The organism is Spirillospora sp. CA-108201, from assembly GCF_050936235.1.
Taxonomy (GTDB): Bacteria; Actinomycetota; Actinomycetes; order Streptosporangiales; family Streptosporangiaceae; genus Spirillospora.
This window is the reverse complement of sequence record NZ_JBNJNE010000001.1, coordinates 6,857,670-6,879,743: the sequence shown is the minus strand read 5'-3', so window position 1 is coordinate 6,879,743 and position 22,074 is coordinate 6,857,670. Positions and strand designations below refer to the sequence as shown.

Here is a 22,074-nt window from a genome sequence, read left to right as displayed (position 1 = left end):
CCGTCCCGCCCGGGCCTCGCACGACAAACGCGACCTATCGCGTTTGTCGAACACGTCCTACCCTGTCTCCGTGACCGTGGAGCTGAGGGTGCTGTCCCGGGTCGTCTGCCGGGGCCGGGACGTCACGAGCCCGCGCCTGCGCGGCCTGCTCGCGCTCCTGGCGGGCGAGCCGCGGGCGGGCGCGTCCGTCGCCCGGCTGGTGGAGGGGTTGTGGCCTGAGGAGCGCCCGGAGAACCCGGCCAAGGCGCTCCAGGTCGTCGTGTCCCGGGCGAGGTCGCAGCTGGGCGCGGACGTCGTCGCGAGCACGCCGACCGGATACCGCATCGGCCTGGACGCGTGCGCGGTGGACGCCTCCGCGGTGCTGCTCGCCGCCACCGCGAGCGCGCGCCGCTCCCGCGACGGCGACCACGCGGGCGCGCTGCGCGACGCCGAGGCGGGGCTGGCGCTCTGGGACGGCCCGCCCGAACCGGACGGCGCGGACGATCCGGTGTCCGTGCTGCGCGCGGACCGGGCCGCGACCTACTGGACGCTCACGCGGGCCCGCGCACTGGCCCTCGCACGGCTCGGCCGGCACGCGGAGGGCTTCGACGCGCTCACCCGCGCCGCCCGGAGGTACCCGCGCGACGAGGAGGTGCTCGCGGAGCTGCTGCGCTGCGAGGCGGCGACGGCCGGGCCGCCGGCGGCGCTGGCGCGGTACGAGTCCTACCGGCGCTCCCTGCGCGACGATCTCGGCGCCGACCCGGGAGGCGCGCTCCAGCGCGTCCACGGGGAACTGCTCCAGGACGACGCGCCCGTCGTGCGGCGCGGCGTGGCACACGAACCGAACCCGCTGCTCGGCCGGACCGGGGACCTCGCCGCGGTCCTGGACCTGCTGCGCGGGTCCCGCGTCACCTCGATCGTCGGTGCGGGCGGGCTGGGCAAGACGCGGCTGGCGAACACCGTCGCGCGGGAGGCGCCGCACCGGGCGGTGCACTACGTCCCCCTCGCCGGCGTCGCGCGGGACGAGGACGTGGCGGGCGAGGTCGCGTCCGTCCTCGGGGTCGGCGAGTCGCCGCGGGTCCGCGGCCTGGCCGGCGGGCCCGCCGACCTCGTCTCGGCGATCGCGGAGGTGCTCGGGCCCGGCTCCGTCCTGCTCGTGCTGGACAACTGCGAGCACGTCGTCGAGGGCGCCGCCGGCCTCGCCGGCGCGCTGGTGTCGACGACCCGGGACCTGCGGATCCTGACCACGAGCCGCGCGCCGCTCGGGCTGTCGTCGGAGTCGGTGTACCCGCTGCCCGCGCTGGACCCGGCGACGTCGGCCGAGCTGTTCCGCCGGCGGGCGCACGCGGCGCGCCCCGGCGCCGACCTGCCCGCCGGCGCGGTGGAGGAGCTGTGCCGCCGCCTGGACGGGCTGCCGCTCGCGATCGAGCTGGCGGCGGCGCGCGTCCGGGTCATGTCCGTGCCGGAGATCGCCCGCGGCCTGGAGGACCGGTTCGCCCTGCTGCGCGGGAACGCGCGCGACGCGCCGTCCCGGCACCGGACCATGCACGCGGTCGTGGACTGGAGCTGGAACCTGCTCTCCCCGTCCGGCCGGGCGGCCATGCGGGCGCTGTCGGTCTTCCCCGCCGGCTTCACCGCGGACGCGGCGCGCCACGTGCTGGAAGGCGGCGACGCGCTGGAGGTCCTGGAGGACCTCGTCGACCAGTCCCTCCTGGAACCGGTGGAGGGCGACCCCGGGACCCGCTTCCGGATGCTGGAGAGCGTTCGCGAGTTCAGCGCGGCCCACCGGGAGGCCGAGGGGGAGACCGGCCGCGCGGTGGACGGCCTGCTCGCCTGGGCGCGGGAGTTCGGCGCGGCGCACCACGAGGCCCTGTTCGGCGCCGAGCCGTTCGCGTCCGTCCAGCGCGTGCGGGTCGAGCAGGACAACCTCCAGCAGGCGCTCCGCCACGGCCTCGCCCGCCGCGACGGCCCGGCCGTCGCGGCGGTGACCGCCGTCCTCGGCGGGGTCTGGACGCTGGAGGCGGGCTACAGCCGGCTGCTCGTCCTTGCCGGGGAGACCGCCGGGCTCCTGAGCCGCCACCGCCCCGGTCCCGGGGACGTCGAGATCACGCGGACGGCCCTGACCCTCAGCGTGCTCGCGACGGGCCTGTTCCAGGGACCGCAGGCCACCCGGGCGCTCGTCGCGCTGCGGCGCCTCCCGCCCGCGCCCCCGGCCGGACTCGTCCCCGCGATCGCGACGGTGCTGGCCGCCCTGCCGGAGATCCTCGCCCCCGGCGGCTCCGCCCTGGACGAGATGTGCGCCCGGGAGGAGCCGCTCGTCGCCGCCATCGCGAACTGCGCCGCCGGATACCTGCGCGAGCGCGACGGCGACGTGGCGGGGGCGCTCGCGGCGACCGAGGCGATGATGGAGATGACCGGCGCGCCGGACATCCCGTGGTGCCGCCTGCTCGCCCACTCGCGCCTCAGCGAACTGCTGATGCAGCTCGACCGGGCCGACCGGGCCCTGCACCACCTGCGGATATCGCTGGATCTGCTGGAGCGGTACAGGTGGCCCGACATGTTCGGACTGATGTGGGCGCTCGCGTCGGGCCACATGGCGGTCGGCGAGTACGACGAGGCCGAGCGGCGGCTCGACCAGTCGCTGGTCGACGGGCCGGACGAGTCCTTCGGCACGGCCGCCTTCAACCTCGGAGCGCGCGCGGAGATCGCCCTCGGCCGCGGCGACGTCGACACCGGCCTGCGCCTCTGGCGGGAGGCGGTCGCGCGGCTCACCGCCGAGGAGGGCCCGATGGCGCTCACCGGACTCGACCCGTGGACGCTGGAGGCCCACTGCGTCACCGTCGTCGCGCACGCCCGGCACGGGCGCGCGGATCTCGTCGAGGACATCGTCGCCGGGCTCCCCGCCAAGCTGGCGGCGCTGGCCGACGGCCTGCCGTTCCCGATGCCCGCCTTCTACATGGACCTGCCCGTCAGCGGCGGGCTTCTGCTCGCGCTCGCCATGGTCGACCTCGCCCGGCCCGGCGCCGCGCCGGACGTCCGGACGCGGGCGGCCCGGGCGATCGCGCTGGCGCAGCGCCTCCACCACGTCCGGTCGTTCCGGCCGACCATGTCCACGGCGGCGATCACCCGAGCCGCCGAGGACGCCGACGGGCCGGCCTACTCCGACGCGGTGTCGGGGTACGCCGGCCTGGGCCGCGAGGAACTGCGGGCCGCCGTGGCCGAACTCGCGCGCGAGTTCGGACGGGGCTAGCGGGGCGCCTTCCGGTCGAACAGCACCTTGGAGAACGCGTATCCGACGACGGCGAGGCCGGCGCACCAGGCGACGGACAGCGCCGCGTCCCGCCCGCTCGGCGTCCCGGTCAGCAGCCCGCGCAGCGTCTCGATCATCGGGGTGAACGGCTGGTACTGCGCGAACCACCGCACCCCGGTCGGCATCGACTCCGGCGGCACGATCGTGCTGCCGACGAACGGCAGGAACTGGATGATCATCGGCGTGTTGCTCGCGCCCTCCGGGTTCTTGGCCAGCAGCCCGAGCATGACCGCGAGCCAGGTCAGCGCGAACGTCAGCAGGACCAGCAGGCCGCCGGCCGCGAGCCAGTCCGCCGCGTCGCCACTCGTCCGGAAGCCCATCGCGACCGCGACCGCGACGACCGCCGCGGTGCTCAGCAGCGTCTGGATCATGCTGCCCGCGACGTGCCCGGTGAGCAGCGACGACCGCGAGATCGACATCGTCCGGAACCTGTCGACGATGCCCTCGGTCATGTCCACGCAGACCGACACCGACGTCGCCATGCAGCCGGACGCGACCGCCATCAGGATGATCCCCGGCGCGACGTACTGGATGTAGTCGCCCTTGGCCGCGCCGCCGACGCCGTCGCCGAGCGCGTTGCCGAACACCCCGACGAACAGCAGCATGATCATGATCGGCATCATCATCCCGGCCATCGTCAGGGACGGGTAGCGCAGCGCGTGCCGCAGGTTGCGGCGCAGCATCGTCGCGGAGTCGGCCGCCGCGTGCGTGAGCGTGGTCATCGCGAGGTCACCTTCTCGTGGGCCGTGCCGGTGAGGGCGAGGAAGACGTCGTCCAGATCGGGGGTGTGCACGGACAGCTCGCCGACCTCGACCGAGGCCGCCTCCAGGCGTCCGAGCAGCGTCCGCAGGGAGGCGACGCCGCCGTCCCCGGGCACCTGGAGGGCGAGCGCGTCGTCGTCCCGCGTCACCGACCCGAGCGTGCGCGCCGCCGCGTCGAGGGCCGCCAGGTCGGCGAACCGCAGCCGGACGTGCCCGCCCGGGACGAGTCGCTTCAGCTCGTCCGAGGTCCCCTCGGCGACCAGCCGGCCGCCGTCCAGCACCGCGATCCGGTCGGCGAGATGGTCGGCCTCCTCCAGGTACTGCGTCGTCAGGAAGATCGTCACGCCGCCCCGGACCAGGCCCCGGATGATCTCCCACATGGTCCGGCGGCTGCGCGGGTCGAGCCCGGTCGTCGGCTCGTCGAGGAAGATGATCTGCGGGCCGCCGATCAGCGTCATCGCGATGTCGAGCCGCCGCCGCATCCCGCCCGAGTAGTCCGCCGCCTTCTTGTTCGCGGCCTCCACCAGGTCGAGCCGCTCCAGCATCGCGTCGGCGGCCCTCCGCCCGGCGGCCTTGCCGAGCCGGTGCAGGTCCGCCATGAGGATCAGGTTCTCCCGGCCGGTCAGCAGCCCGTCCACCGCCGAGTACTGCCCGGTCACGCCGATCGCCCGGCGCACCCCGTCGGGGTCCGCGCGCAGGTCGCGCCCCGCGACGCTGACCTCGCCGGCGTCCGCGCGGATCAGCGTGGACAGGATGCGCACCGCCGTCGTCTTGCCGGCCCCGTTCGGCCCGAGCAGCGAGAAGACGGTTCCGCGCGGCACCTCGAAGTCGATCCCGTCGAGGACGGTCTTGTCCCCGAACGCCTTGCGCAGCCCGGTCACCTGGATGGCCGTCTGCCGTGCCTCGATGTTCATGCCCCGAAGCGTGCGCGCCCCCGCCTTCAGCCCGCTTTCACACCGGCTTCAACCGGCCGGGGCGCCTGAAAGTCACCAGGCCAGGGGCAGCGTGTCCAGGCCCAGGACGAGGCTCGCGTGCTCCACGGGCCCGGCGCCGGGGGCGATGCGGTAGTCCGGGATGCGGGCGTGCCATTCGCGCAGCGCGATCTGGAGTTCGAGCCGCGCCAGGTGCGCGCCGAGGCAGCGGTGCGGCCCCGCGCCGAAGGCCAGGTGGCGGGCCGGCGGGCGGTCGAGGTCGACGGTGGAGGCGGCGGGCACGGCGCGGGGGTCGCGGGTCGCCATGGCGGTCGGGAGCATGACCATCTCCCCGGCCTTCATCGGGCAGCCGCGCAGCTCGACGTCGCGGGTGAGCCTGCGGGCGGGCAGGACGGGCGCGTAGACGCGGAGGAACTCCTCCATCGCGTCCGGGACGGCGCCCGGGTCGGAGGCGATCCGGGCACGGTCCGCGTCCTGCCTCGCCAGGTGCCAGAACGTGTAGGACAGCTGGGCGGCGACGGTGTCGAGACCGGCGAGGAAGAGCAGGACGAACAGCTGGAGCAGCTCGTCGTCGGTGACGGGCCGCCCGTCGACGGCGAACCCGGTCGCGGCGCTGACGAGGTCTTCGCGCGGACGGGCGCGGCGGTCCCGGATGAGTTCGGTGAGACAGGCCGTCAGCGCCGCCATGGCCTCGGCCCGTCCGCCCGTGGAGGGCCGCGAGTGCAGGATGGCGCGCTCCCACCCCAGGAACTCCTCCAGCCTCTCAGCGGGCAGGCCGACCAGTTCCAGGAAGATGGCGGTGGGGTAGAGGCGGGCGAAGTCGGCGACGAAGTCGCACGAACCGCGGGACGCGAAACCGTCGATCAGGGCGGCGCAGTGCCGGGTGATCCGGTCCCGGAGCACGGCGGCGGCCACGGGGGTGAAGAACGGCCGGAGTAACCGCCGCCACGTCGTGTGCGGCGGCGGGTCCAGCATGACCGGGATCCACCGGTGCGCCGGGTCGGGGTCGATCACGGCGATCGCGCGGCTGGAGAACGTCTCCGGGTCACGGAAGGCGGCGAGGATGTCGTCGTACCGCGTCAGCACCCAGAACGCGGGCTCCGCGGTGCTGCGGAACGCCGGATGCGCCTCGCGCAGCTCGTCCATCCGCGCATGGACCGTCCCGGCGGGCCGCGGTCCGGCGAACGGATCGAAGCCCACCCGCGGACCGCCTGCCTTGTGGTGTTCCGTCCCGTCGCGCACCACGGCCTCCCCGCACAAGGGTGTGTTCCGTTGGCCAGGATGACACGAGTCGTCCGGGACGGCCCGTCCGTCAGGCGGAGGGCAGCTCCTCGGCGAAGAGGGATCTCACTCCGCCGGATCGGCGGTGCGGGGCGCCGTCGCGGGACGGGTGAGAGTGGTGGTGATGAAGAGCGCGAGCAGCGCGGCCATCAGCAGGAGGGTCCCCGGGATGCCGGCGGCCGGGGCGGCGAAGATCGTGAGGACGACCAGCACCGCCGTGGCGAGGAGGAGACCCGGACGCGCGTTCATCCGCCGCATCGGGGCGTGCAGCACCCACAGCATGACCAGGACGACGGCGACGGGCACGGCGACCGAGGCGGCCACCAGCCGCGCGCCCGCCTCGATGTGGTGGCCGGAGGACGCCACCGCCGTCTCCAGCCCGGCGCCGATGGCGGCGAGCGCGGCGAAGACGAAGTAGTGGCCGTAGCCCCACAGGAAGGACAGGTCCCGGCGCCGTTCCAGGCCCTCGCCCGCGGGCTCGGAGAAGTAGATCCACCAGAGCGCGAACAGGATGGCGAGCCCGGCGAGGGCGATCGTGACGAGCGCGCCGCCGACCCCGTGCTCCACCGCGTCCTGCACCGCGTTCGTGGAGGCGAGCACGCTCTCCCCCAGCAGGATGATCGTGAACAGCCCGTACCGCTCGGCGATGTGGTGCGGGTGCCAGGTCGTCGTGCCGGGCCGCTCGGCGATCGGCGGGACGGACAGGTCGAGCGCCGCGCAGACGAAGAACACCCACGTCGGGCCCTGGTCCGGCAGGGCGAGCCGCCCCACCCAGAACAGCTGGACGACCGACAGCCCGATCGCGTACCGCAGGGCCGTGGCACGGCCCTCGGGATGCGCGGCGGCCGCGCGCAGCCAGAGGGCGACCAGGCCGGCGCGCATGACGAGGTAGCCGATCGTCACGGTGGTGAAGTCGCCGTCGAACGCGTCGGGGACGCCTGCCGCGAGGACGAGGACGCCCGCCATCTGCACGAACGTCATGAGCCGGTACGGGACGTCGTCGGTGTCGTAGGCGGAGGCGAACCACGTGAAGTTCATCCACGCCCACCAGATCGCGAAGAACGTCATGAGGAACGGGGCGAGCGCGTCGCCCACGTGCCCGCCCTCGGTGGCGTGGGCGAGGCGCCCGGCGACCTGCGACACCGCCGCGACGAACGTCAGGTCGAACAGCAGTTCGAGGGGGCTGGAGACGCGGTGGGGTTCGCCCAGGTCGCGAGCGACCATGCGGCTGCGGAGCGGCGGCATGGCGAACACTCTAGATCCGCGCGCGGGCGGTCAGAGAAAGGCGGGGCCCCGTCGCAGCAGCGTCTCGTAGAGCATGTGCTGGACGTTCTCGCGCACGTGGTCGGTGATCTCGAAGACCGTCATGGGATCGTCGGCGGCGTCCGCGTCGTGGCCCTCCAGCGACATCGGCTCGCCGAACCGGATCACCCACTTGGACGGGAGCGGGACGAGCCCGGCGGGGCCGAGCAGCGGGAACGTCGGCGTGACCGGGAAGTAGGGCAGGCCGAGGAGCCGGGCCAGCGGGCGCAGGTCGGCGATCTTGGGGTAGATCTCCTCGGCGCCGACGATGGCGCACGGCACGATCGGGACGCCGGCGCGCAGGGCGGTGCCGACGAAGCCGCCGCGCCCGAAGCGCTGCAGCTTGTAGCGCTCGGAGAAGGGCTTGCCGACGCCCTTGAAGCCCTCGGGGAAGACGCCGACCAGCTCGCCCTTGCCGAGCAGGCGGGCGGCGTCGGCCTGGCAGGCGAGCGTGTGGCCGGCCTTGCGGGACAGGTGCCCGAGCAGGGGGATCTGGTAGACGAGGTCGGCGCCGAGGAGGCGGACCTGCCGGTCGGCGTGGTCGTGGAGGGCGACCGACAGCATGAGCGCGTCGAGCGGGATCGTGCCGGAGTGGTTGGCGACGAGGAGGGCGCCGCCCTCGGGGATGTTGTCCAGGCCGTCGAGCTCGACGCGGAACCAGTGCTCGTAGAGGGCGCGGGCCAGGGGCAGCAGGACGGTGGAGTTGAACTCGGGGTCGAAGCCGAACTCGTCGATCTCGTACTCGCCCGTCAGCCGGCGGCGCAGGAACGCCAGCCCGGACGCCACGGTCCGTTCGAACTGGCCGCGCTCGGGCGGCCGGTCCTCGCCGGGCGGGTCCGCGCCCCGGTCCGCTCCCGGGGCGTCCTCCCGGACCGCGGAGAGCCGGATGACCTGCGCGCCCTCGTCGTCCCCGGGGTGCGCACCGTTCGTCATCTCGGCTCTCCTCTCAGATGGGTCCAAGCGGCTCAGGCCCGTCCCAGCAGGGACGTCAGGCCGCCGCGGACGAAGCCGCGGGCTGCGGCGAAGTCGGCGAAGGCGGCTTCGGAGCTGTACTTCGGGTGCCACGCCAGCTCGCGTTCCAGCGCCGTGGTGTCGAGGACCCGGCCGTAGGTCAGCCAGCGCAGCAGCTCCGGGGAGAACCCCGACAGCCCCGCGAAGCGGCGCCCCATGTCGCCGAGGACCGAGATGGACGGCGACGGCACGGGAAGGTAGGGCCGCCCGGCGCGACGCAGGGCCTGCGACAGCAGCAGCACGCCGTCCCCGGCGACGTTGTAGCAGCCGGGGTGGTCCTCGACGGTCATGCGCCGCAGCACCTCGACGCCGTCGTCCTCGTGGACGAACTGCAACCGGGGGTCGAACCCGAGCACGGTCGGGACGACCGGCAGGCGCAGGTACCGGGTGAGGGGCGAGTCGACGCCCGGGCCGAGGAAGTTCGCGAACCGCAGCACCGACACGGCCAGGTCGGAGCGGCGCCGCATCAGCCCGCGGACGTAGCCCTCGACCTCGACGGCGTCCTTGGCGTAGCCGGACCGCGGCGCCTCGACGGGCTCGTCCCGCTCGGTGAACACGGCCGGGTCCATCGGGGAGGAGCCGTAGACGGCGGCCGACGACCGGACGACCAGCTTGCGCATGTCGGGCGAGCGCTGGCAGGCCGCGAGCAGCTGCATCGTCCCGATGACGTTCAGCTCCTTGACCTTCGCCCGCGGAACCGACGAGGACGTCACCAGGTTGAGGTGCACCACCGTGTCCACCGCCGCCGACGCGATGATCTTCGCGATGCCGGGCGTGCGGATGTCGACCCGGACGAACTCGGTGCGGCCGAGGGACTCGGCCGGCGGCACCGTGTCGACCCCGATGACACGCTCGATGCCCGGGTCGGCTTGCAGGGTGTTCGCGACCCGCGCCCCCAGGAAACGGGAGACGCCCGTGACGAGGACGACACGGGCCGCGGCGGCGGGCATGGACGACACTGGGCCCTACCCCTTCACGGCTGGACGGCCGGCGTGGTCGCTACTTCTTGTTGCGGCGCTGGATGCGCGTCTTCTTCAGAAGCTTGCGGTGCTTCTTCTTGGCCATCCTCTTGCGCCGCTTCTTGATGACAGAGCCCACGGAACCTCGCTCGGAGTCTCGGGTGATGTGCAGGAGACGGGCGTGCCGCTGGAGAGCGACTCTCGGTAAGCGCGCACGGTCCGAGGCCCCAGGGTACCGCTGCGGCAGTGGAGATCATGCCGCGGCCTGCTCCGCGCCTGCGGGACGACCGGCGCGGACGGCGGCCGGCACCGCGCGTCGCACGGCGCCGGGCACCGTCCCTTCCGGGCGGGCGTGGCCGGCGGCCATCGCCCGTCCGTTCGGTGTCCGGACCGTTCTGCCGGTCCTCGTCCTGCTTCCCCAGCTTCGGGACGGCCCCTCGGGGCCTTCCCGACGCCCCCTGCACGGCCGGGTACTGAGTTCGCGGCGGGGTCATGCCCCGCCCCTACCCGTTATCCGGCTTCGATGTACGCGTCGCGCAGGTAATCGTGGACGGCCTGCTCGGGAACCCGGAACGAGCGGCCCACGCGGATCGCGGGCAGCTCTCCCGAGTGGACGAGGCGGTAGACGGTCATCTTGGACACCCGCATCACCGCCGCCACTTCGGCGACGGTCAGGAACCTGACCTCGCTCAGAGGTCGCTCGCCTGAGGTCATCGGACGCCCTCTTCCACACGTGCCGCGCGCCGGCCCTTCGGGTGACTTTGATCACGCACGTGTACTTCCTCCAGCGTAAATCGCGTACCGGCAGTCGCAAGAGGGGAGTTCCGCACATTTCCGTATCCGACCTGACCGCGGGGATACAGTGCTGATTCCCTACGGAGGGTGGACGGGACGGTACCGCGCGTGTCGTGACGAACACTTGTTAACCAAAACCACGAAATGGCATGCGGTTCCGCAGCGCCAGACGCCTCTCGGCACGCTCATGCGCCTCGTTACGGCAGTCCTGTCACAGGGCGTGACAGGCGAGAAGCCGCCACCCAGGCGTCTCCCCGGAGTAAGCCTCCGGGCCGGCGCCTCAGCCGGACGGCCGCAGGCCCGCCCGGTCGAGGATGTAGGCGGTCAGGGGCGCGTAGTGGTGCGTGGAGACGCCGTCGTCGAGCGGGACGACCACGTCGATCTTGCCTTCGGCCGCCCCCGCGAACAGCGCCGGGTCGTTACAGTCCGCGAACCCCACGGTGTCGATGCCCGCCTGCCCGGCCGCCCCGGCCCAGCCGTGGTCGGCAATGGCCAGATCCGGCCAAATAACTGGTTTAGCTTCCGCATTCTGCTCGGAACCGCTAGCGGAAAGCTCCCTGAGCATGGCCTCCATCGGGCGCGAGTCGTGCGTGTGGTGCGTCCGGAGGTCCTCGCCCTCCAGCATCGCGACGCCGGGGGAGGCGTACACGATGCGGCGCAGTTCCGAGCCGCCGTATCCGGCGTCGATCTCGTAGGTCCAGCCGGCCGCGGGCGCCAGCACCTGGCAGCCCGCCTCCTCCAGCGCCCGCGCGACCGCCTGGTACAGCGGCGTCAGCGCGAACGGATGCCCGGTCGCGAAGATCACCCGCTCCCTGCGCCGAGCCGCGAGGCCGATGCGCTCCCCCATCGCCTCCAGCGTGTCGAGCGTGATCTCGGGATCGATGGTGTCGTCCCCGTACAGATGCAGCGGATCGGGGTGGACGCCGCACCGCTCGACCATCATCTCCAGCACGGAGCGCTCCGTCCACGACGGCTTCAACTCCAGGCCGAACTGGTAGGACGGGTCGCCGCCCGCCATCCGCCGGTAGTGCAGCAGGTTGTTCTGGCGCGGCGTGGCCACGTCGCCGGCGATCATCGTCCGGACGAGGTGGGCGCGCAGTTCGTCCCGGGTGGGCACGGGGCCTCCGGGCGCGGGGGGCGGCTGGTTCATGGGCGGATGGTCCCTGGAGGGTTCACTCGTCGGTCATCGGGTCGAGGCCGTGCTCGGGGAACACCGCGCGGCGCGTCGCCAGCACCGCCTGGTCGACGGGGCTCCCCGGGTCGTAGCCGTCCCCCCACCTGCTGACCCCCACCGTCTCCGTCCCGTCCGTCATGCGGAGCGGGGCGATCTCCTCGGTCCGCCGCCGGACGAACTCGCGCCAGTCGTCCGGGGTCGCGGTTCCCGGCGGGATCGGGGCGCCCGCCGCCTCGGCGAGCAGGTGCGCCCAGGCCCGCGGGACGACCTGGACCAGCTCGTATCCGCCGCCGCCGGTGAGGACCCACCGGCCGCCCGCGGTCTCGTGCGCCAGCCGGTGCAGCATCGAGTACGCCGTCCGCTGCCCGTCCACGCTGAGGATCAGGTGGGCGAGCGGGTCGAGGGCGTGGCCGTCGGCGCCCTGCTGGGTGACGAGGACGTCCGGGCGGAATCGGCGCAGCAGCGGCGGGACGATCGCCTCGAACGCGCGCAGCCACGGCCGGTCGCCGGTCCCGGGCGGAAGCGAGATGTTGACCGAGGTGCCGTCCGCGCCGGTCTCGTCGGGGAAGCCGGTGCCGGGGAACAGCGTCCGCGGGGACTCGTGCAGGCTGATCGTCAGCACGCGCGGGTCGTCGTAGAAGGCGGCCTGGACGCCGTCGCCGTGGTGGACGTCGATGTCGACGTAGGCGACGCGCTCCGCGCCGTTCTCCAGCAGCCACGCGATCGCCACGGCCGGGTCGTTGTAGACGCAGAAGCCGCTGGCGGCGTCGCTCAGCGCGTGGTGCAGGCCGCCGGAGATGTTCGCGGCGTGCTCGGCGCGGCCCGACCACACCGCCTCGGCCGCGGCCACCGACGCGCCCGTGACCAGGGCGGACGCCTCGTGCATGCCGAGGAACACCGGGTTGTCGGGGGTGCCGAGGCCGTGCCGGAGCTCCGGCAGCCCGGTGGCGCCGGAGTGCTTGACCGCCGCGATGTAGGACTCCTCGTGGACGAGCCGGAGCAGCTTGTCGCCCGCGGCCTCGAACGTCGAGACCCGCACGTTCGGGCGGTCCAGGACGCCGAGCCCCCGGGCGAGCGCCATCGTCAGCTCGACCCGCACGGGGTTCATGGGGTGGCCGGGACCGAAGTCGTAGGAGATGAGCCGCTCGTCCCAGAAGATCTCCAGTTCGCAGCTCTCGGGACCGGCGGACTGGGACGAATCGGGACTGCTCATGACCTCACGGTATCGCGCAGGCCCTGTGACCCGGCCCACAGCTCCCGTGCCCGTGAACGCGGCACGGACGCGGCGCACCGCCCCTTGAGGCCGCCGCCCGCAACATATCTGTGACGTGAGTTACATGCCGGAAACGGGCATACCTCCAGCAGGCAGATATCTCCTCCGGGGGGTGCAAATGGACGACGGCCCCAGCGTTCGCAGCCGCGCGATCAGCAACGCGCTCCGTCTGGGCGTTCGTCCTTTCCTGCACTACCTTCCCGGTCACGCGACCAGCATCCGCACCGCGCGCTCGACGGTGGACGCCGCGTCCCTGCTGCTGCGGCACAGCCCCCACGTGCGGGTCGAGTCGCTGAACGACCCGGCGCCCGAGGACGACGGCGGCCGGCCGGTCCGGGGCGAGTGGATCGTTCCGCGCGACGCCGCCCCCGAGCACGCCCCCGAGCACGCCTCCGAGCACGCCTCCGGCGCCGTCCTCTACCTGCACGGCGGCGGCTACGTCGTCTGCTCGCCGCGCACCCACCGCCCCATCACCTCGCGGCTCGCGCTCGACACGGGCCTGCCGGTCCTCGCCCCGCGGTACCGGCTCGCGCCCGAGCACCCGTTCCCGGCGCCGCTGGAGGACGCCGTCGCCGCCTACCGCTGGCTGCTCGCGCGCGGCGTGCCCGCCTCCGGCATCGTGCTGGCGGGCGACTCGGCGGGCGGGCACCTGTCCGCCGCGCTGACCGGCGAGCTGTGCCGCCAGGGCCTGCCGGGCCCGGCCGGGCTCATGCTGTTCTCCCCGTGGGTCGACCTGACCTGCGAACTGTCGATGGGCGCGCAGAGCCGCGCCCGCGACCCCTACATCAGCGCGTCGTCCGCGCGCCGGGTCGCCCGCCTCGTCGTGGGGCCGACCGGGTTCGAGGACCCGCGGCTGGCCCTGCTCACGTGCGCCTGGAACGACATGCCGCCCGTCCTCATCCAGGTGGGCGGCGCCGAGGTGCTGCGCACCGAGGCGGAGGCGTTCGCCGAGGCCCTGCTCCGCGCCGGCGCCCACTGCGACCTGCAGATCTGGAAGGGGCAGATGCACGTCTTCCAGATCCTGAACCGCGTGCTCCCGGAGGCGAGCGCGGCCATGCGCGAAGCCGCCCACTTCGTCCGCACCGTCACGGGCGGGAAGGGCAAGCACCCCAGGGCGAGGAAGCGCTCCAAGGCGGCCTAAGTTTCGCAGTCCCGGCCCACTTCGCTCGCCTGGCGGCTGTGTTTCCAAGTCCCGGCCCACTTCGCTCGCCTGGCGGCTCGCTGCGTGACCAGGCCTGGGGCGAACGCGGCATCGCTTCGCGATCTGCCCGGTTTCGCTCGCCTCCGGCTTCGCTCCACCGGGCAGGTCACGCGTTCGCGCGCATCGCCGGGGCCACTTCGAGACAGGCCCTAGTCCTGGCGGTCCCGGCGATCCGGGCGGTTCGCCAGGATTCCGGCCAGCAGGGCGGCTGCGTGGTCGGCCATGAAGCGCGGGACGCGCGCCCTGAGCAGCGCCTTGTGGAGGGCGGACGCCGGAAACGGCACCTCGGTGGGGCGTTTGCGCCGCTCTTCCATCCGGGCCCCCAGGGTTCCAAGATCAATTCGATGGTATCCGGGGCAGGCCCGGCCATGCCGCCGAAATCGTGATCTTTCCTACGCCTCGCAGGGGCCTCGTCACGCTCGGTCCGCATCGCGCGGCGTCACCGCAGGCTATTCGCTTCCCGCGTCCTGGGGGGACCGTCAGACGACCGCCGGCAGCGGCCGGATCGCACCGCCTCCGGGTCAGAAGCGGCCGGCGGGCTCGGGTTCGGGGAGCTCGTCGCCGGCGCGGCGGCCCCGACCCGCGGCGAAGACGCCGACCAGCGCGGCCAGCGCGGCGCCGCCCTCGCCGGCCAGGCTGATCGTCTTCTCCAGGTACCAGACGGGCTCGTGCATGTCCGGCAGCGGGCCGAGCGCGCCCACGTCGACGTAGTAGTAGAGCACGAGCGCGCCCGCCGCGCTGGCCGCGACGAGGAAGGCCAGCGCGTACGCCCAGCGGGTCGCGTAGGTCAGGATGATCACGGCGACCACCCCGGCGACCGCGGCCTGGACGCGGAACAGCAGGTCTCCGTCGATGGAGCCGCCCTGCACGAAGGCCATGTCGGGCGCGAACGTCCAGTGCACGACGGCGTCCGCCGCGAGCCCGGCGGCGACGATCAGGCGGAGTATGAGTCCCATACCCACTACACGGACGCGGCCCCCGCGCGGCTCAATGTTCAAAGCCGAACTTCCGCAGCCGTCCCGGGTCAGCCGCTCGCGAGCTCGCGCCCCCGGTTGCGGGCCGCCTCGATGGCCTCCAGGACGGCGGCCCGGACGCCGTGCCGCTCCAGCTCGCGGATCGCCGAGATCGTCGTCCCGCCCGGGGACGTCACCGCCTCGCGCAGCAGCACCGGGTGCTCGCCGGAGTCGCGGAGCATGACGGCCGCGCCGACCGCCGACTGGATCACCATCTCCAGCGCGGCGGCGCGCGGCATGCCGAGCAGGATGCCCGCGTCCACCATCGCCTCGACGAGGTAGTAGAAGTACGCCGGCCCGCTGCCGGACAGGGCCGTGGCGCCGTCCTGCAGCGACTCGGGGATGCGCAGCACCTTGCCGACCGGCGACAGCAGCTCCTCGGCCAGCTTCAGGTGCTCCTCGCCCGCGTGCGACCCGGGCGAGATGACGCTCATCGCCTCGTCCACATGGACGGGCGTGTTCGACATGACGCGGACGACGGGGACTCCCTCGGGCAACCGCGCCTCGACGAACCCGGTCGTGATGCCCGCCGCCATCGAGATCACCAGCCGGCCGGGCGGCACGTGCGGGCCGACCTCGTCCAGCAGGGCCCCCATGTCCTGCGGCTTCACCGCGAGGACCAGCGTCTCGGCGGTCGCGGCGGCCTCCGCGTTCGGCACGATCTCGACGCCGTAGCGCTCCCGCAGCAGCGCGCCCCGCTCCTCCCGGCGCGCGGTGGCGATCAGCTCGGACGGGCGGCGGCCGGCCCGGAGCACTCCGGACAGCAGCGCCTCGCCCATCTTCCCGGCACCCAGAATCGCGATCATCGACATACCTTGACGTGGGGTTCCAACGACCCGTCCAGCCTATCGCCGCACCGCACGGCGACCGCCCCTCGGGCCGCCCCCGGGGCGCCCTAGGACCGCCCGACGAGGGAGCGCATGAAGAAGCGCAGGTTGGCGGGCCGCTCGGCGAGCCGCCGCATGAAGTACTGGTACCACTCGCGGCCGTAGGCGACGTAGACGCGGACCTGCGCGCCCTCCGCGGCGAGGCGGCGCTGCTCCTGCGGGCGGATCCCGTAGAGCATCTGGTACTCGAAGGTGTCGTCGTCACGCTCGTTCAGCACCGACAAGGCGCCTGCTATCTCGATGAGCCGAGGGTCATGCGTGGCGAGCATCGGATAGCCCTTGCCTGCCATCAGGACCTTCATGCACCGCACGTACGACCGGTCGACCTCCTCCTTGTCGGTGAAGGCGACCGCCGCGGGCGCCGCATAGGCGCCCTTGCACAACCTCACCCGCGACCCCTCGTAGGCCAGTTCCGCGCAGTGCTCCTCTGCACGACGCAGATACGCCTGGACGACCGCGCCCACGTCCGGGTAGTCCCGCCGCAGTTCGTGGACGATTCCCAGCGTCGAGTCGACGGTGGTGTGCTCTTCCATGTCGAAGGTGACCGTCGTGCTGGCCGAGCGGGCGGCGGCGCACACCCGTCGTGCGTTCTCCAAGGCGAGGCCTTCGTCGAAGGTCTGCCCGATGGCGGACAGCTTGAGCGACACCTCGGCGCGTCTCCCGAGCCCACCGGCGCCCAGTCGTCCCAGAAGCTCGACGTAGTGGGCGACGTTCGCCTCGGCGCGGGCCTCGTCGTGGGTGTCCTCGCCCAGGACGTCCAGGCTGACGAGCAGGCCCTCGCCGGTCAGCCCGCCGGTGACGCGCAGGGCGTCGTCGATCGTCTCACCGGCGACGAAGCGCCGGACCACGTCGCCGGTGAACGGCGCGGTCTCCATCACCCTGCGCGCGCCGCCGCTGCGCGACGCGACCAGCAACGCCTGACGAAGCACTGTGCGAACCCCTCGTTCCCCGTGCGTACCGGGTCCCGCCTACCGTCCCAGGTTATGCCGCCCGGGGCCCGGCGCTCACGACACGGTGCCGAGGCTGTTCCCAGCGCCGTACTGCTGGACGTACTCCTTCATCCGCGCGGTCTTGACCGCCTCGAAGAGGGCTTTCGCCTTCGTCCCGTCCAGGAACACGACGCTCTGCCTCTTGCGCATGCCGGTGCCCTTGTGCGGCAGCGTCATGAACATCACGTCCGACGCGCGGACGCTGCGCATGCTGAGCGCCAGCGAGCGCAGGTCGCCCGCCGACACCCCCTCGTCCACGCTGATCGACTTGGTGAGCGCCGACAGGAACCGGTCGAGCTTGAGCGGGTTGGTGAGCGTGCCCCGGTCGGCGGCCTGCTTGGCGAGCGCCCCGAGGAACGCCTGCTGCCGCTTGATCCGGTCGAAGTCGCCGTTCGGCAGGTTGTAGCGCTGCCGGACGAACAGCAGCGCGTCCTCGCCGTTCAGCTTCTGCCGTCCCGCCTCCCAGCGCTTCTTGCGCGCCGGGTCGTACACGCCCTGCTTGATGTTGACGGTGACGCCGCCGAGCGCGTCCGTCATCGACTTGAAGCCCTCGAAGTCGATCGCGCCGTAGTGGTCGATGCGGATGCCGGTGAGGCTCTCCATCGTCTCGATCAGCAGCTTCGGCCCGCCGAACGAGAACGCCGCGTTGATCTTCTGCGGCCCGTAGCCGGGGATCTCCACCCACGAGTCGCGCGGGAACGAGACGATGTAGGCCTTCTTCCGGTCCGCCGGCAGGTGCAGCAGCATGATCGTGTCGGTGCGCTGCTGCCCCGGCTTCCAGACCTGGTTGCCCTCGCCGGTCGTCGCGTCGGCCCGCGAGTCCGAGCCGACCAGCAGCCAGTTCTCCGTCCCCTCGACGTTCGCGCCCGGACGCTTCTGGGAGTCCTCCGGCATGACGCCCTTGATCCGGTCGATGTTGCCGTTGTAGGACGACTGCCGCTGCCAGGCCAGCCCGCCGAGGCCGGCCACGACCAGCGCGACGAAGACCCCCACGGCGATCAGGACGCGGGGCCACCGCCGCTTGCGCCGCGTCTCGCCGCCGCCGTCCGAGCCGCCGCCCCAGAACGCGGCGTCGGCGTCGGCGTCGCCCCCCGGCCCGCCCGGGGCCTCGGGCCCCGCGGGCGCGGGCGCCCCCTCGTCGCGCCTCGGCGGCACCTGCGAGCCGTGAAGATCAGGGGAGGTCATGGCGCGAAGCTACCAGCCGAACCGGGCAGGGATGGCCGACTTCGGCCTACCTGTCCGGTTGCGGCGCAACCGCCCGTCCGGGTAAACCCGGACCCCCCTTCGCGGGTCCGTCACCCGCTCCGGCGGCGGAGCGTCACCGCGCCCAGCAGGAGCGCGACGACCACGAAGGCGGCGATCACGGAGACGTCCAGGACCAGGGTGCCGGTGAAGCCGGGACTGGCGCTGATCTCCTGCATGCCCTCGACCGCGTAGGACAGCGGCAGGACGGCCGCGATCGCCTGGAGCCAGGACGCCATGTCCTCGCGCGGGATGATCAGGCCGCAGAGCAGCAGCTGCGGCAGGACGAACGCGGGCATGAACTGGACGGCCTGGAACTCGGTCCGCGCGAACGCGCTGGCGAACAGTCCGAGTGCCATGCCGAGCAGCGCGTCCAGCAGCGAGACCAGCACCAGGGACGCCAGCGAGCCGCTCAGGTCGAGGTCGAGCCACGTCAGCGAGACGGCCAGCACGACGGCGACCTGGACGAGCGCCAGCAGCCCGAAGGCCAGGGCGTAGCCGAGCAGCAGGTCGAGCTTGCCGAGCGGCATCGTCATCAGCCGTTCGAGGGTGCCGCCGGTGCGCTCGCGGAGGGTGGCGACGCTGGCCACCACGAACATGACGACGAACGGGAACAGGCCGAGCAGCATGGGCCCGATCCGGTCGAAGGCCGCCGGCTGGTCGAACACGTACCGCAGCAGGACCATCAGCAGCGTCGGCACGCCGATCAGCAGCGCGAGCGTGCGGTGGTCGTGCTTCAGCTGCGCCAGGATGCGCCGCTTCCTGGACGGGGTTGGCCTGGGTGTTCCTGCCCGTTCCGGATGCTTCCGGTCTGGTGGCGTCTGCCCAGGTCAACCCCGCTTTTCCGGGGTGGGGCGTCCACCGGGGTTGGTGTCCGTTCCGGTCCGTTCGGGGCCGTTGCGACCCCTCCGGATGACGTGGTGTTGACGCGGCGATGACGCCTTGGGCGGTGCTTCTGCGCTGGTCACGGCGCTATCGCTTGGACCGCAGCAGGCACGGGCCGCAACGGTGTGGGTGGACGGATGCGGCCTTGACCGGGGCGGCGGGCTGCTAGCCTCGCGGGGCTTCGGGCTGCCCTTGGGGCTGCCCACATCAGGCCGGGGCGGCCCGTCGGAGGGGTCCCCGGTCAAGGCCGCATCCGGCCGCCCGTACGCACGCTCAGCCGTACCGAACCCCTGCGCAACGAAGCCCCGACCAGATCGGTCGGGGCTGCATCGAAGGGTTCAGAGGGCAAGTTCGTCGCGCTTCATCCTGGCAACGAGTTCGGCGAAGGTCTTGGGCGAGAGTGTGAGATGACCGGCGTTGGGTGCCTTGCTGTCTCGGAGGCCAACGTTTCCAGCAAGGTCGGCAACCTCTACGCACTGCCCTCCGGTCGTGTTGCTCCGACTGGACTTCCGCCATGTGGTCATTTGTAGGTCTCCTTGATGCTTTCGATCAACGTTCGCGAGGGTCCGACGGGGGATGCTACGTCGCTGATTCGGTCGTACATCGCGGCAAAGGTCTGGACGTCCGCTGGGTCGATCATAAGACGGCCTCGCTCGGGCGCGTCTGCGAAGGCGATGTCTTGGTCATCGACGGTGAGCAAGGTGAATGAGCCGTTGAGCCCGATGTGTGCTCCGGCGCTCCGATCCAGCACGCGGATGCTGACGTGGGGAAGCTCCCCTACTTCCAGCAGGTGGGCGAGTTGCGCATGCATGGTCGCAGGGTCTCCAACCATCTGCTCCAGCACAACCCAATTAAGTATGACGGAGAGGAGCGGGGGCTTTGGCCTGCTGTAGACGGCTGTCTGCCTGGCCATTCGTTTTTCTAGCGCCTCATCGACTCCATCGAGGAGGCCGGATGCAAGCACAGCTCGGGCGTACTCCGGAGTCTGAAGAAGACCGGGTATGAGGAGCGCCTCCCACATTCGATGGCGCGTTGCCCGCGCCTCGTGATCGGTAAGGCCAGTGAACCAGTCGCCATCGTCACTGGCGCTCGCGAAGCGAACGAGTCTCGTGAACAGGTTGGAAGTACCCCACAAGTCATCAAGCCTGGACGCGTAGTCGGTCGAGAGCCGACGAAGCCCGTTCTCGATCCTGGAAACAGTGGAACGATCGCAGCCAAGTACAGCCGCCAGCCTGTTACCTGATAGCCCATGAAGCTCGCGCTGTCTGCGCACCTCAACGGCGATGAAGTGCCAGAGCGAACGGTCCGGATCAAGACGACTGCTCATGGTAACGACTCCTCCGCGTGTTGCCACCTGTGCAGGAACCTAGCGCAGCACCCATCAGAACGCGACCCTTGGTACCAATCAGCAGCACGCGAGGAGCGGTTGAGATGATCGCGTTCAAGCCCGATGTCAAGAAGATCAAAACGGCGCGAGACCACATCGCGGAGATCACAACGAACTGGCCCGTTAACGCCTACCACGGGCGCGTAGTCACTTCTGAGCTGGTCACCAACGCCATCCGCCACGCGGTAACCGACGAGATCCGAGTGGACGCTTACACGGACGGACGCATCTGCGTGGTGAAGGTGCTGAAGTCGGCTGGGCGGTGGTCGTGATGGGCGGTTACGCGGTGCAGGAGCCTGGGACTGCGAGTGGGCTGTTGACGATGGAGTGCTTGGCGTCGCTGACGGCTCCTGCTCAGGTGCGGATGCTGGTGGGTCTGCGGCTGGAGGGGTGGGGGCTGTCGGGGTGGCGCAACGACATGGGTGTGATCGCCAGTGAGCTGGTGACCAACGCGGTGGTGCACGGGCCGCAGGACGGCACGGTGCGGGTGCGGTTCACGAGGGAGCGCGGCGGGGTGCTGCTGGCGGTGTGGGATTCCTCGGATGCGATGCCGGTGCGCCGGGTGGATCCGGAGGGGTTGAGCGGTCGGGGCCTGGTGATGGTGGAGGCGCTGGCAACGGCGTTCGGCGCTAACCCGACCAGTCCGAACGGGAAGTGGGTGTGGGCGCGGTGCCGGACGGATTGACAGGGAGCGCTGCGGAGGAGATGCCGGGGCTGCGAGGGACGGCGGGACGGGCTGGGGCGATGAGTGCGGGAGGCGTGAAGGGCGTGGGGGCCGTGAGGCGGGCTGAAGAGGTGTACGGCCGTGTCGGTGGGGTGCTGTCGGGTGCGGTGGACCGGGTGGAGCGGGGTGTGCTGCGGGGGCGTGATCTGGCGGGGGTTGGGGTGCGGGTGCGGTATCTGGACCTTTTGGCGGTGTCGCTGGTGCGGTCGGGGTGGGGGTGTGAGCGGCTGTATCGGTTGCCGGTGCGTCCGCTGCCGGTGCGGTGTCCGGTGTTGTGGGTGCACAGCCGTGCGGGTGATGCGGGTCTGCCGGTGACGGTGCTGGCTACGTGCCTGGGCTGGTCGTATGTGGACGCCAGTGACCGGGAGGCGCGGTGGGTGGGGTGGTGCAAGGACCGGCCGGGGGCGGTCGCGACAGTGGACGCGCGGTTGATGGCGCAGATCTCCGTGCAGGAGGGGCCTTGGGTGCCGCTGAAGTTCGGGGGCGGGCGGTGAGTGGGCCGGACACGGTCGGGCCGGACACGGTGGAGACGGCGCTTGAGGCGCTGTACCGGCAGGCGCAAGCGGCGTGGGAGGTGGTCGGCCGTGATGGGGACGGCTTGTCGCTGCCGGGGGTGGGCGATGCGGTGCAGGCCACCGTGGATGTGCTGGATCTGGTGTGGGCGGTCGTCGGGTCGGTGACGGCGCGTGCCGGGGCGATCCGGGACCGGGAGTTGAACGAGCGGCGCGAGGGTTCCTCGCTTGAGGTGATGGACGATGCGTTGGTGCATCTGCACTACGGCCAGGAGGGGCTGATGGTGGCGCGTCATCTGCTGGGGATGGGCCGGGGTGAGGTGCTGCGGATCGCGCGCGGCGAGGTGTAGGCGTCACGTTTCGGGGGCCGCGAGGGTGAAGGGCCGCGGCCCCCTTTCGCGTCCTGCGTGAGGGGGTGGGCCGGCGGATATGGCCGAAGGCCACCCCGTAGGGGCGA

General features: G+C 72.3%; 24 protein-coding genes. 6 read left to right on the top strand and 18 right to left on the bottom strand.

Annotated features, from left to right (window positions below; all coding sequences use genetic code 11):
* The first annotated feature begins 70 nt into the window (after window positions 1-70).
* Window positions 71-3,229 (top strand): ATP-binding protein, encoded by a 3,159-nt coding sequence (locus tag ACQEU6_RS33030; RefSeq protein WP_499337119.1) that lies wholly within the window; start codon window positions 71-73, stop codon window positions 3,227-3,229.
* Here ACQEU6_RS33030 and ACQEU6_RS33025 read toward each other — a convergent pair.
* From ACQEU6_RS33025 to ACQEU6_RS32980, 10 genes are all read right to left on the bottom strand, one after another.
* Window positions 3,226-4,011 (bottom strand): ABC transporter permease, encoded by a 786-nt coding sequence (locus ACQEU6_RS33025; protein ID WP_499337117.1) that lies wholly within the window; start codon window positions 4,009-4,011, stop codon window positions 3,226-3,228. The genes ACQEU6_RS33030 and ACQEU6_RS33025 overlap by 4 nt on opposite strands.
* Entirely contained in the window at window positions 4,008-4,964 is a 957-nt protein-coding gene (locus ACQEU6_RS33020; protein WP_499337115.1) for an ATP-binding cassette domain-containing protein, read from the bottom strand. Before ACQEU6_RS33020 ends, ACQEU6_RS33025 begins: the two co-directional genes overlap by 4 nt.
* A 72-nt stretch (window positions 4,965-5,036) precedes the next feature.
* Window positions 5,037-6,224, bottom strand: coding sequence for a cytochrome P450 (locus ACQEU6_RS33015; protein ID WP_499337113.1), 1,188 nt, complete (start codon window positions 6,222-6,224; stop codon window positions 5,037-5,039).
* A 105-nt stretch (window positions 6,225-6,329) separates the two neighbouring features.
* Window positions 6,330-7,508, bottom strand: coding sequence for a low temperature requirement protein A (locus ACQEU6_RS33010; RefSeq protein WP_499337111.1), 1,179 nt, complete (start codon window positions 7,506-7,508; stop codon window positions 6,330-6,332).
* 30 nt (window positions 7,509-7,538) lie between these two features.
* A complete protein-coding gene (locus ACQEU6_RS33005) occupies window positions 7,539-8,498 on the bottom strand; it encodes a lysophospholipid acyltransferase family protein (protein ID WP_499337109.1) in 960 nt (319 codons plus the stop codon).
* Window positions 8,499-8,530: 32 nt separating this feature from the next.
* The gene (locus tag ACQEU6_RS33000) at window positions 8,531-9,526 is read right to left on the bottom strand and encodes an NAD-dependent epimerase/dehydratase family protein (protein ID WP_499337107.1); all 996 of its coding nucleotides are present in this window, start codon (window positions 9,524-9,526) and stop codon (window positions 8,531-8,533) included.
* 49 nt (window positions 9,527-9,575) lie between these two features.
* The gene (locus ACQEU6_RS32995) at window positions 9,576-9,674 is read right to left on the bottom strand and encodes a 30S ribosomal protein bS22 (protein WP_018654693.1); all 99 of its coding nucleotides are present in this window, start codon (window positions 9,672-9,674) and stop codon (window positions 9,576-9,578) included.
* 371 nt (window positions 9,675-10,045) lie between these two features.
* The gene (locus ACQEU6_RS32990) at window positions 10,046-10,249 is read right to left on the bottom strand and encodes a helix-turn-helix domain-containing protein (RefSeq protein WP_021591693.1); all 204 of its coding nucleotides are present in this window, start codon (window positions 10,247-10,249) and stop codon (window positions 10,046-10,048) included.
* 361 nt (window positions 10,250-10,610) lie between these two features.
* A complete protein-coding gene (locus ACQEU6_RS32985) occupies window positions 10,611-11,480 on the bottom strand; it encodes a phosphatase (protein WP_499337104.1) in 870 nt (289 codons plus the stop codon).
* 22 nt (window positions 11,481-11,502) lie between these two features.
* Window positions 11,503-12,717 carry an acetoin utilization protein AcuC gene (locus ACQEU6_RS32980; RefSeq protein ID WP_499337103.1) on the bottom strand — a complete coding sequence of 405 codons (1,215 nt, stop codon included), beginning with the start codon at window positions 12,715-12,717 and terminating at the stop codon, window positions 11,503-11,505.
* 178 nt (window positions 12,718-12,895) lie between these two features.
* Between ACQEU6_RS32980 and ACQEU6_RS32975 the strand changes: the two genes are divergently transcribed.
* Entirely contained in the window at window positions 12,896-13,918 is a 1,023-nt protein-coding gene (locus tag ACQEU6_RS32975; protein WP_499337101.1) for an alpha/beta hydrolase, read from the top strand.
* Window positions 13,919-14,127: 209 nt separating this feature from the next.
* On the opposite strand, the gene ACQEU6_RS32970 is transcribed toward ACQEU6_RS32975, so the two are convergent.
* The 8 genes from ACQEU6_RS32970 to ACQEU6_RS32935 all read right to left on the bottom strand — a co-directional run bounded on the left by ACQEU6_RS32970 (window position 14,128) and on the right by ACQEU6_RS32935 (window position 20,321).
* Entirely contained in the window at window positions 14,128-14,292 is a 165-nt protein-coding gene (locus ACQEU6_RS32970) for a hypothetical protein (protein WP_499337099.1), read from the bottom strand.
* 207 nt (window positions 14,293-14,499) lie between these two features.
* Entirely contained in the window at window positions 14,500-14,934 is a 435-nt protein-coding gene (locus tag ACQEU6_RS32965; protein ID WP_499337097.1) for a hypothetical protein, read from the bottom strand.
* A gap of 68 nt (window positions 14,935-15,002) precedes the next feature.
* Window positions 15,003-15,797, bottom strand: coding sequence for a pyrroline-5-carboxylate reductase (gene proC / locus ACQEU6_RS32960; protein WP_499337095.1), 795 nt, complete (start codon window positions 15,795-15,797; stop codon window positions 15,003-15,005).
* 89 nt (window positions 15,798-15,886) lie between these two features.
* Window positions 15,887-16,807 carry a proline dehydrogenase family protein gene (locus tag ACQEU6_RS32955; RefSeq protein ID WP_499337093.1) on the bottom strand — a complete coding sequence of 307 codons (921 nt, stop codon included), beginning with the start codon at window positions 16,805-16,807 and terminating at the stop codon, window positions 15,887-15,889.
* A gap of 75 nt (window positions 16,808-16,882) precedes the next feature.
* On the bottom strand, window positions 16,883-18,052 hold the full coding sequence (locus tag ACQEU6_RS32950) for an LCP family protein (RefSeq protein ID WP_499337091.1): 1,170 nt from the start codon (window positions 18,050-18,052) through the stop codon (window positions 16,883-16,885).
* Between the two features lie 110 nt (window positions 18,053-18,162).
* A complete protein-coding gene (locus ACQEU6_RS32945) occupies window positions 18,163-18,858 on the bottom strand; it encodes an ABC transporter permease (protein ID WP_499340422.1) in 696 nt (231 codons plus the stop codon).
* A gap of 474 nt (window positions 18,859-19,332) precedes the next feature.
* Window positions 19,333-19,518: a DUF397 domain-containing protein gene (locus ACQEU6_RS32940; protein ID WP_499337089.1), complete on the bottom strand. Its 186-nt coding sequence runs from the start codon at window positions 19,516-19,518 to the stop codon at window positions 19,333-19,335.
* Window positions 19,515-20,321 carry a helix-turn-helix domain-containing protein gene (locus tag ACQEU6_RS32935; RefSeq protein ID WP_499337087.1) on the bottom strand — a complete coding sequence of 269 codons (807 nt, stop codon included), beginning with the start codon at window positions 20,319-20,321 and terminating at the stop codon, window positions 19,515-19,517. Before ACQEU6_RS32935 ends, ACQEU6_RS32940 begins: the two co-directional genes overlap by 4 nt.
* Window positions 20,322-20,425: 104 nt before the next feature.
* Here ACQEU6_RS32935 and ACQEU6_RS32930 point away from each other — a divergent pair, with 104 nt between their 5' ends.
* The 4 genes from ACQEU6_RS32930 to ACQEU6_RS32915 all read left to right on the top strand — a co-directional run bounded on the left by ACQEU6_RS32930 (window position 20,426) and on the right by ACQEU6_RS32915 (window position 21,967).
* On the top strand, window positions 20,426-20,653 hold the full coding sequence (locus ACQEU6_RS32930; RefSeq protein WP_499337085.1) for a hypothetical protein: 228 nt from the start codon (window positions 20,426-20,428) through the stop codon (window positions 20,651-20,653).
* A 59-nt stretch (window positions 20,654-20,712) separates the two neighbouring features.
* Window positions 20,713-21,066, top strand: a complete 354-nt coding sequence (locus ACQEU6_RS32925) for an ATP-binding protein (protein WP_499337084.1) — start codon at window positions 20,713-20,715, stop codon at window positions 21,064-21,066.
* 74 nt (window positions 21,067-21,140) lie between these two features.
* The gene (locus ACQEU6_RS32920; protein ID WP_499337082.1) at window positions 21,141-21,599 is read left to right on the top strand and encodes a hypothetical protein; all 459 of its coding nucleotides are present in this window, start codon (window positions 21,141-21,143) and stop codon (window positions 21,597-21,599) included.
* 29 nt (window positions 21,600-21,628) lie between these two features.
* Window positions 21,629-21,967: a hypothetical protein gene (locus ACQEU6_RS32915; RefSeq protein ID WP_499337080.1), complete on the top strand. Its 339-nt coding sequence runs from the start codon at window positions 21,629-21,631 to the stop codon at window positions 21,965-21,967.
* Window positions 21,968-22,074 lie beyond the last annotated feature (107 nt).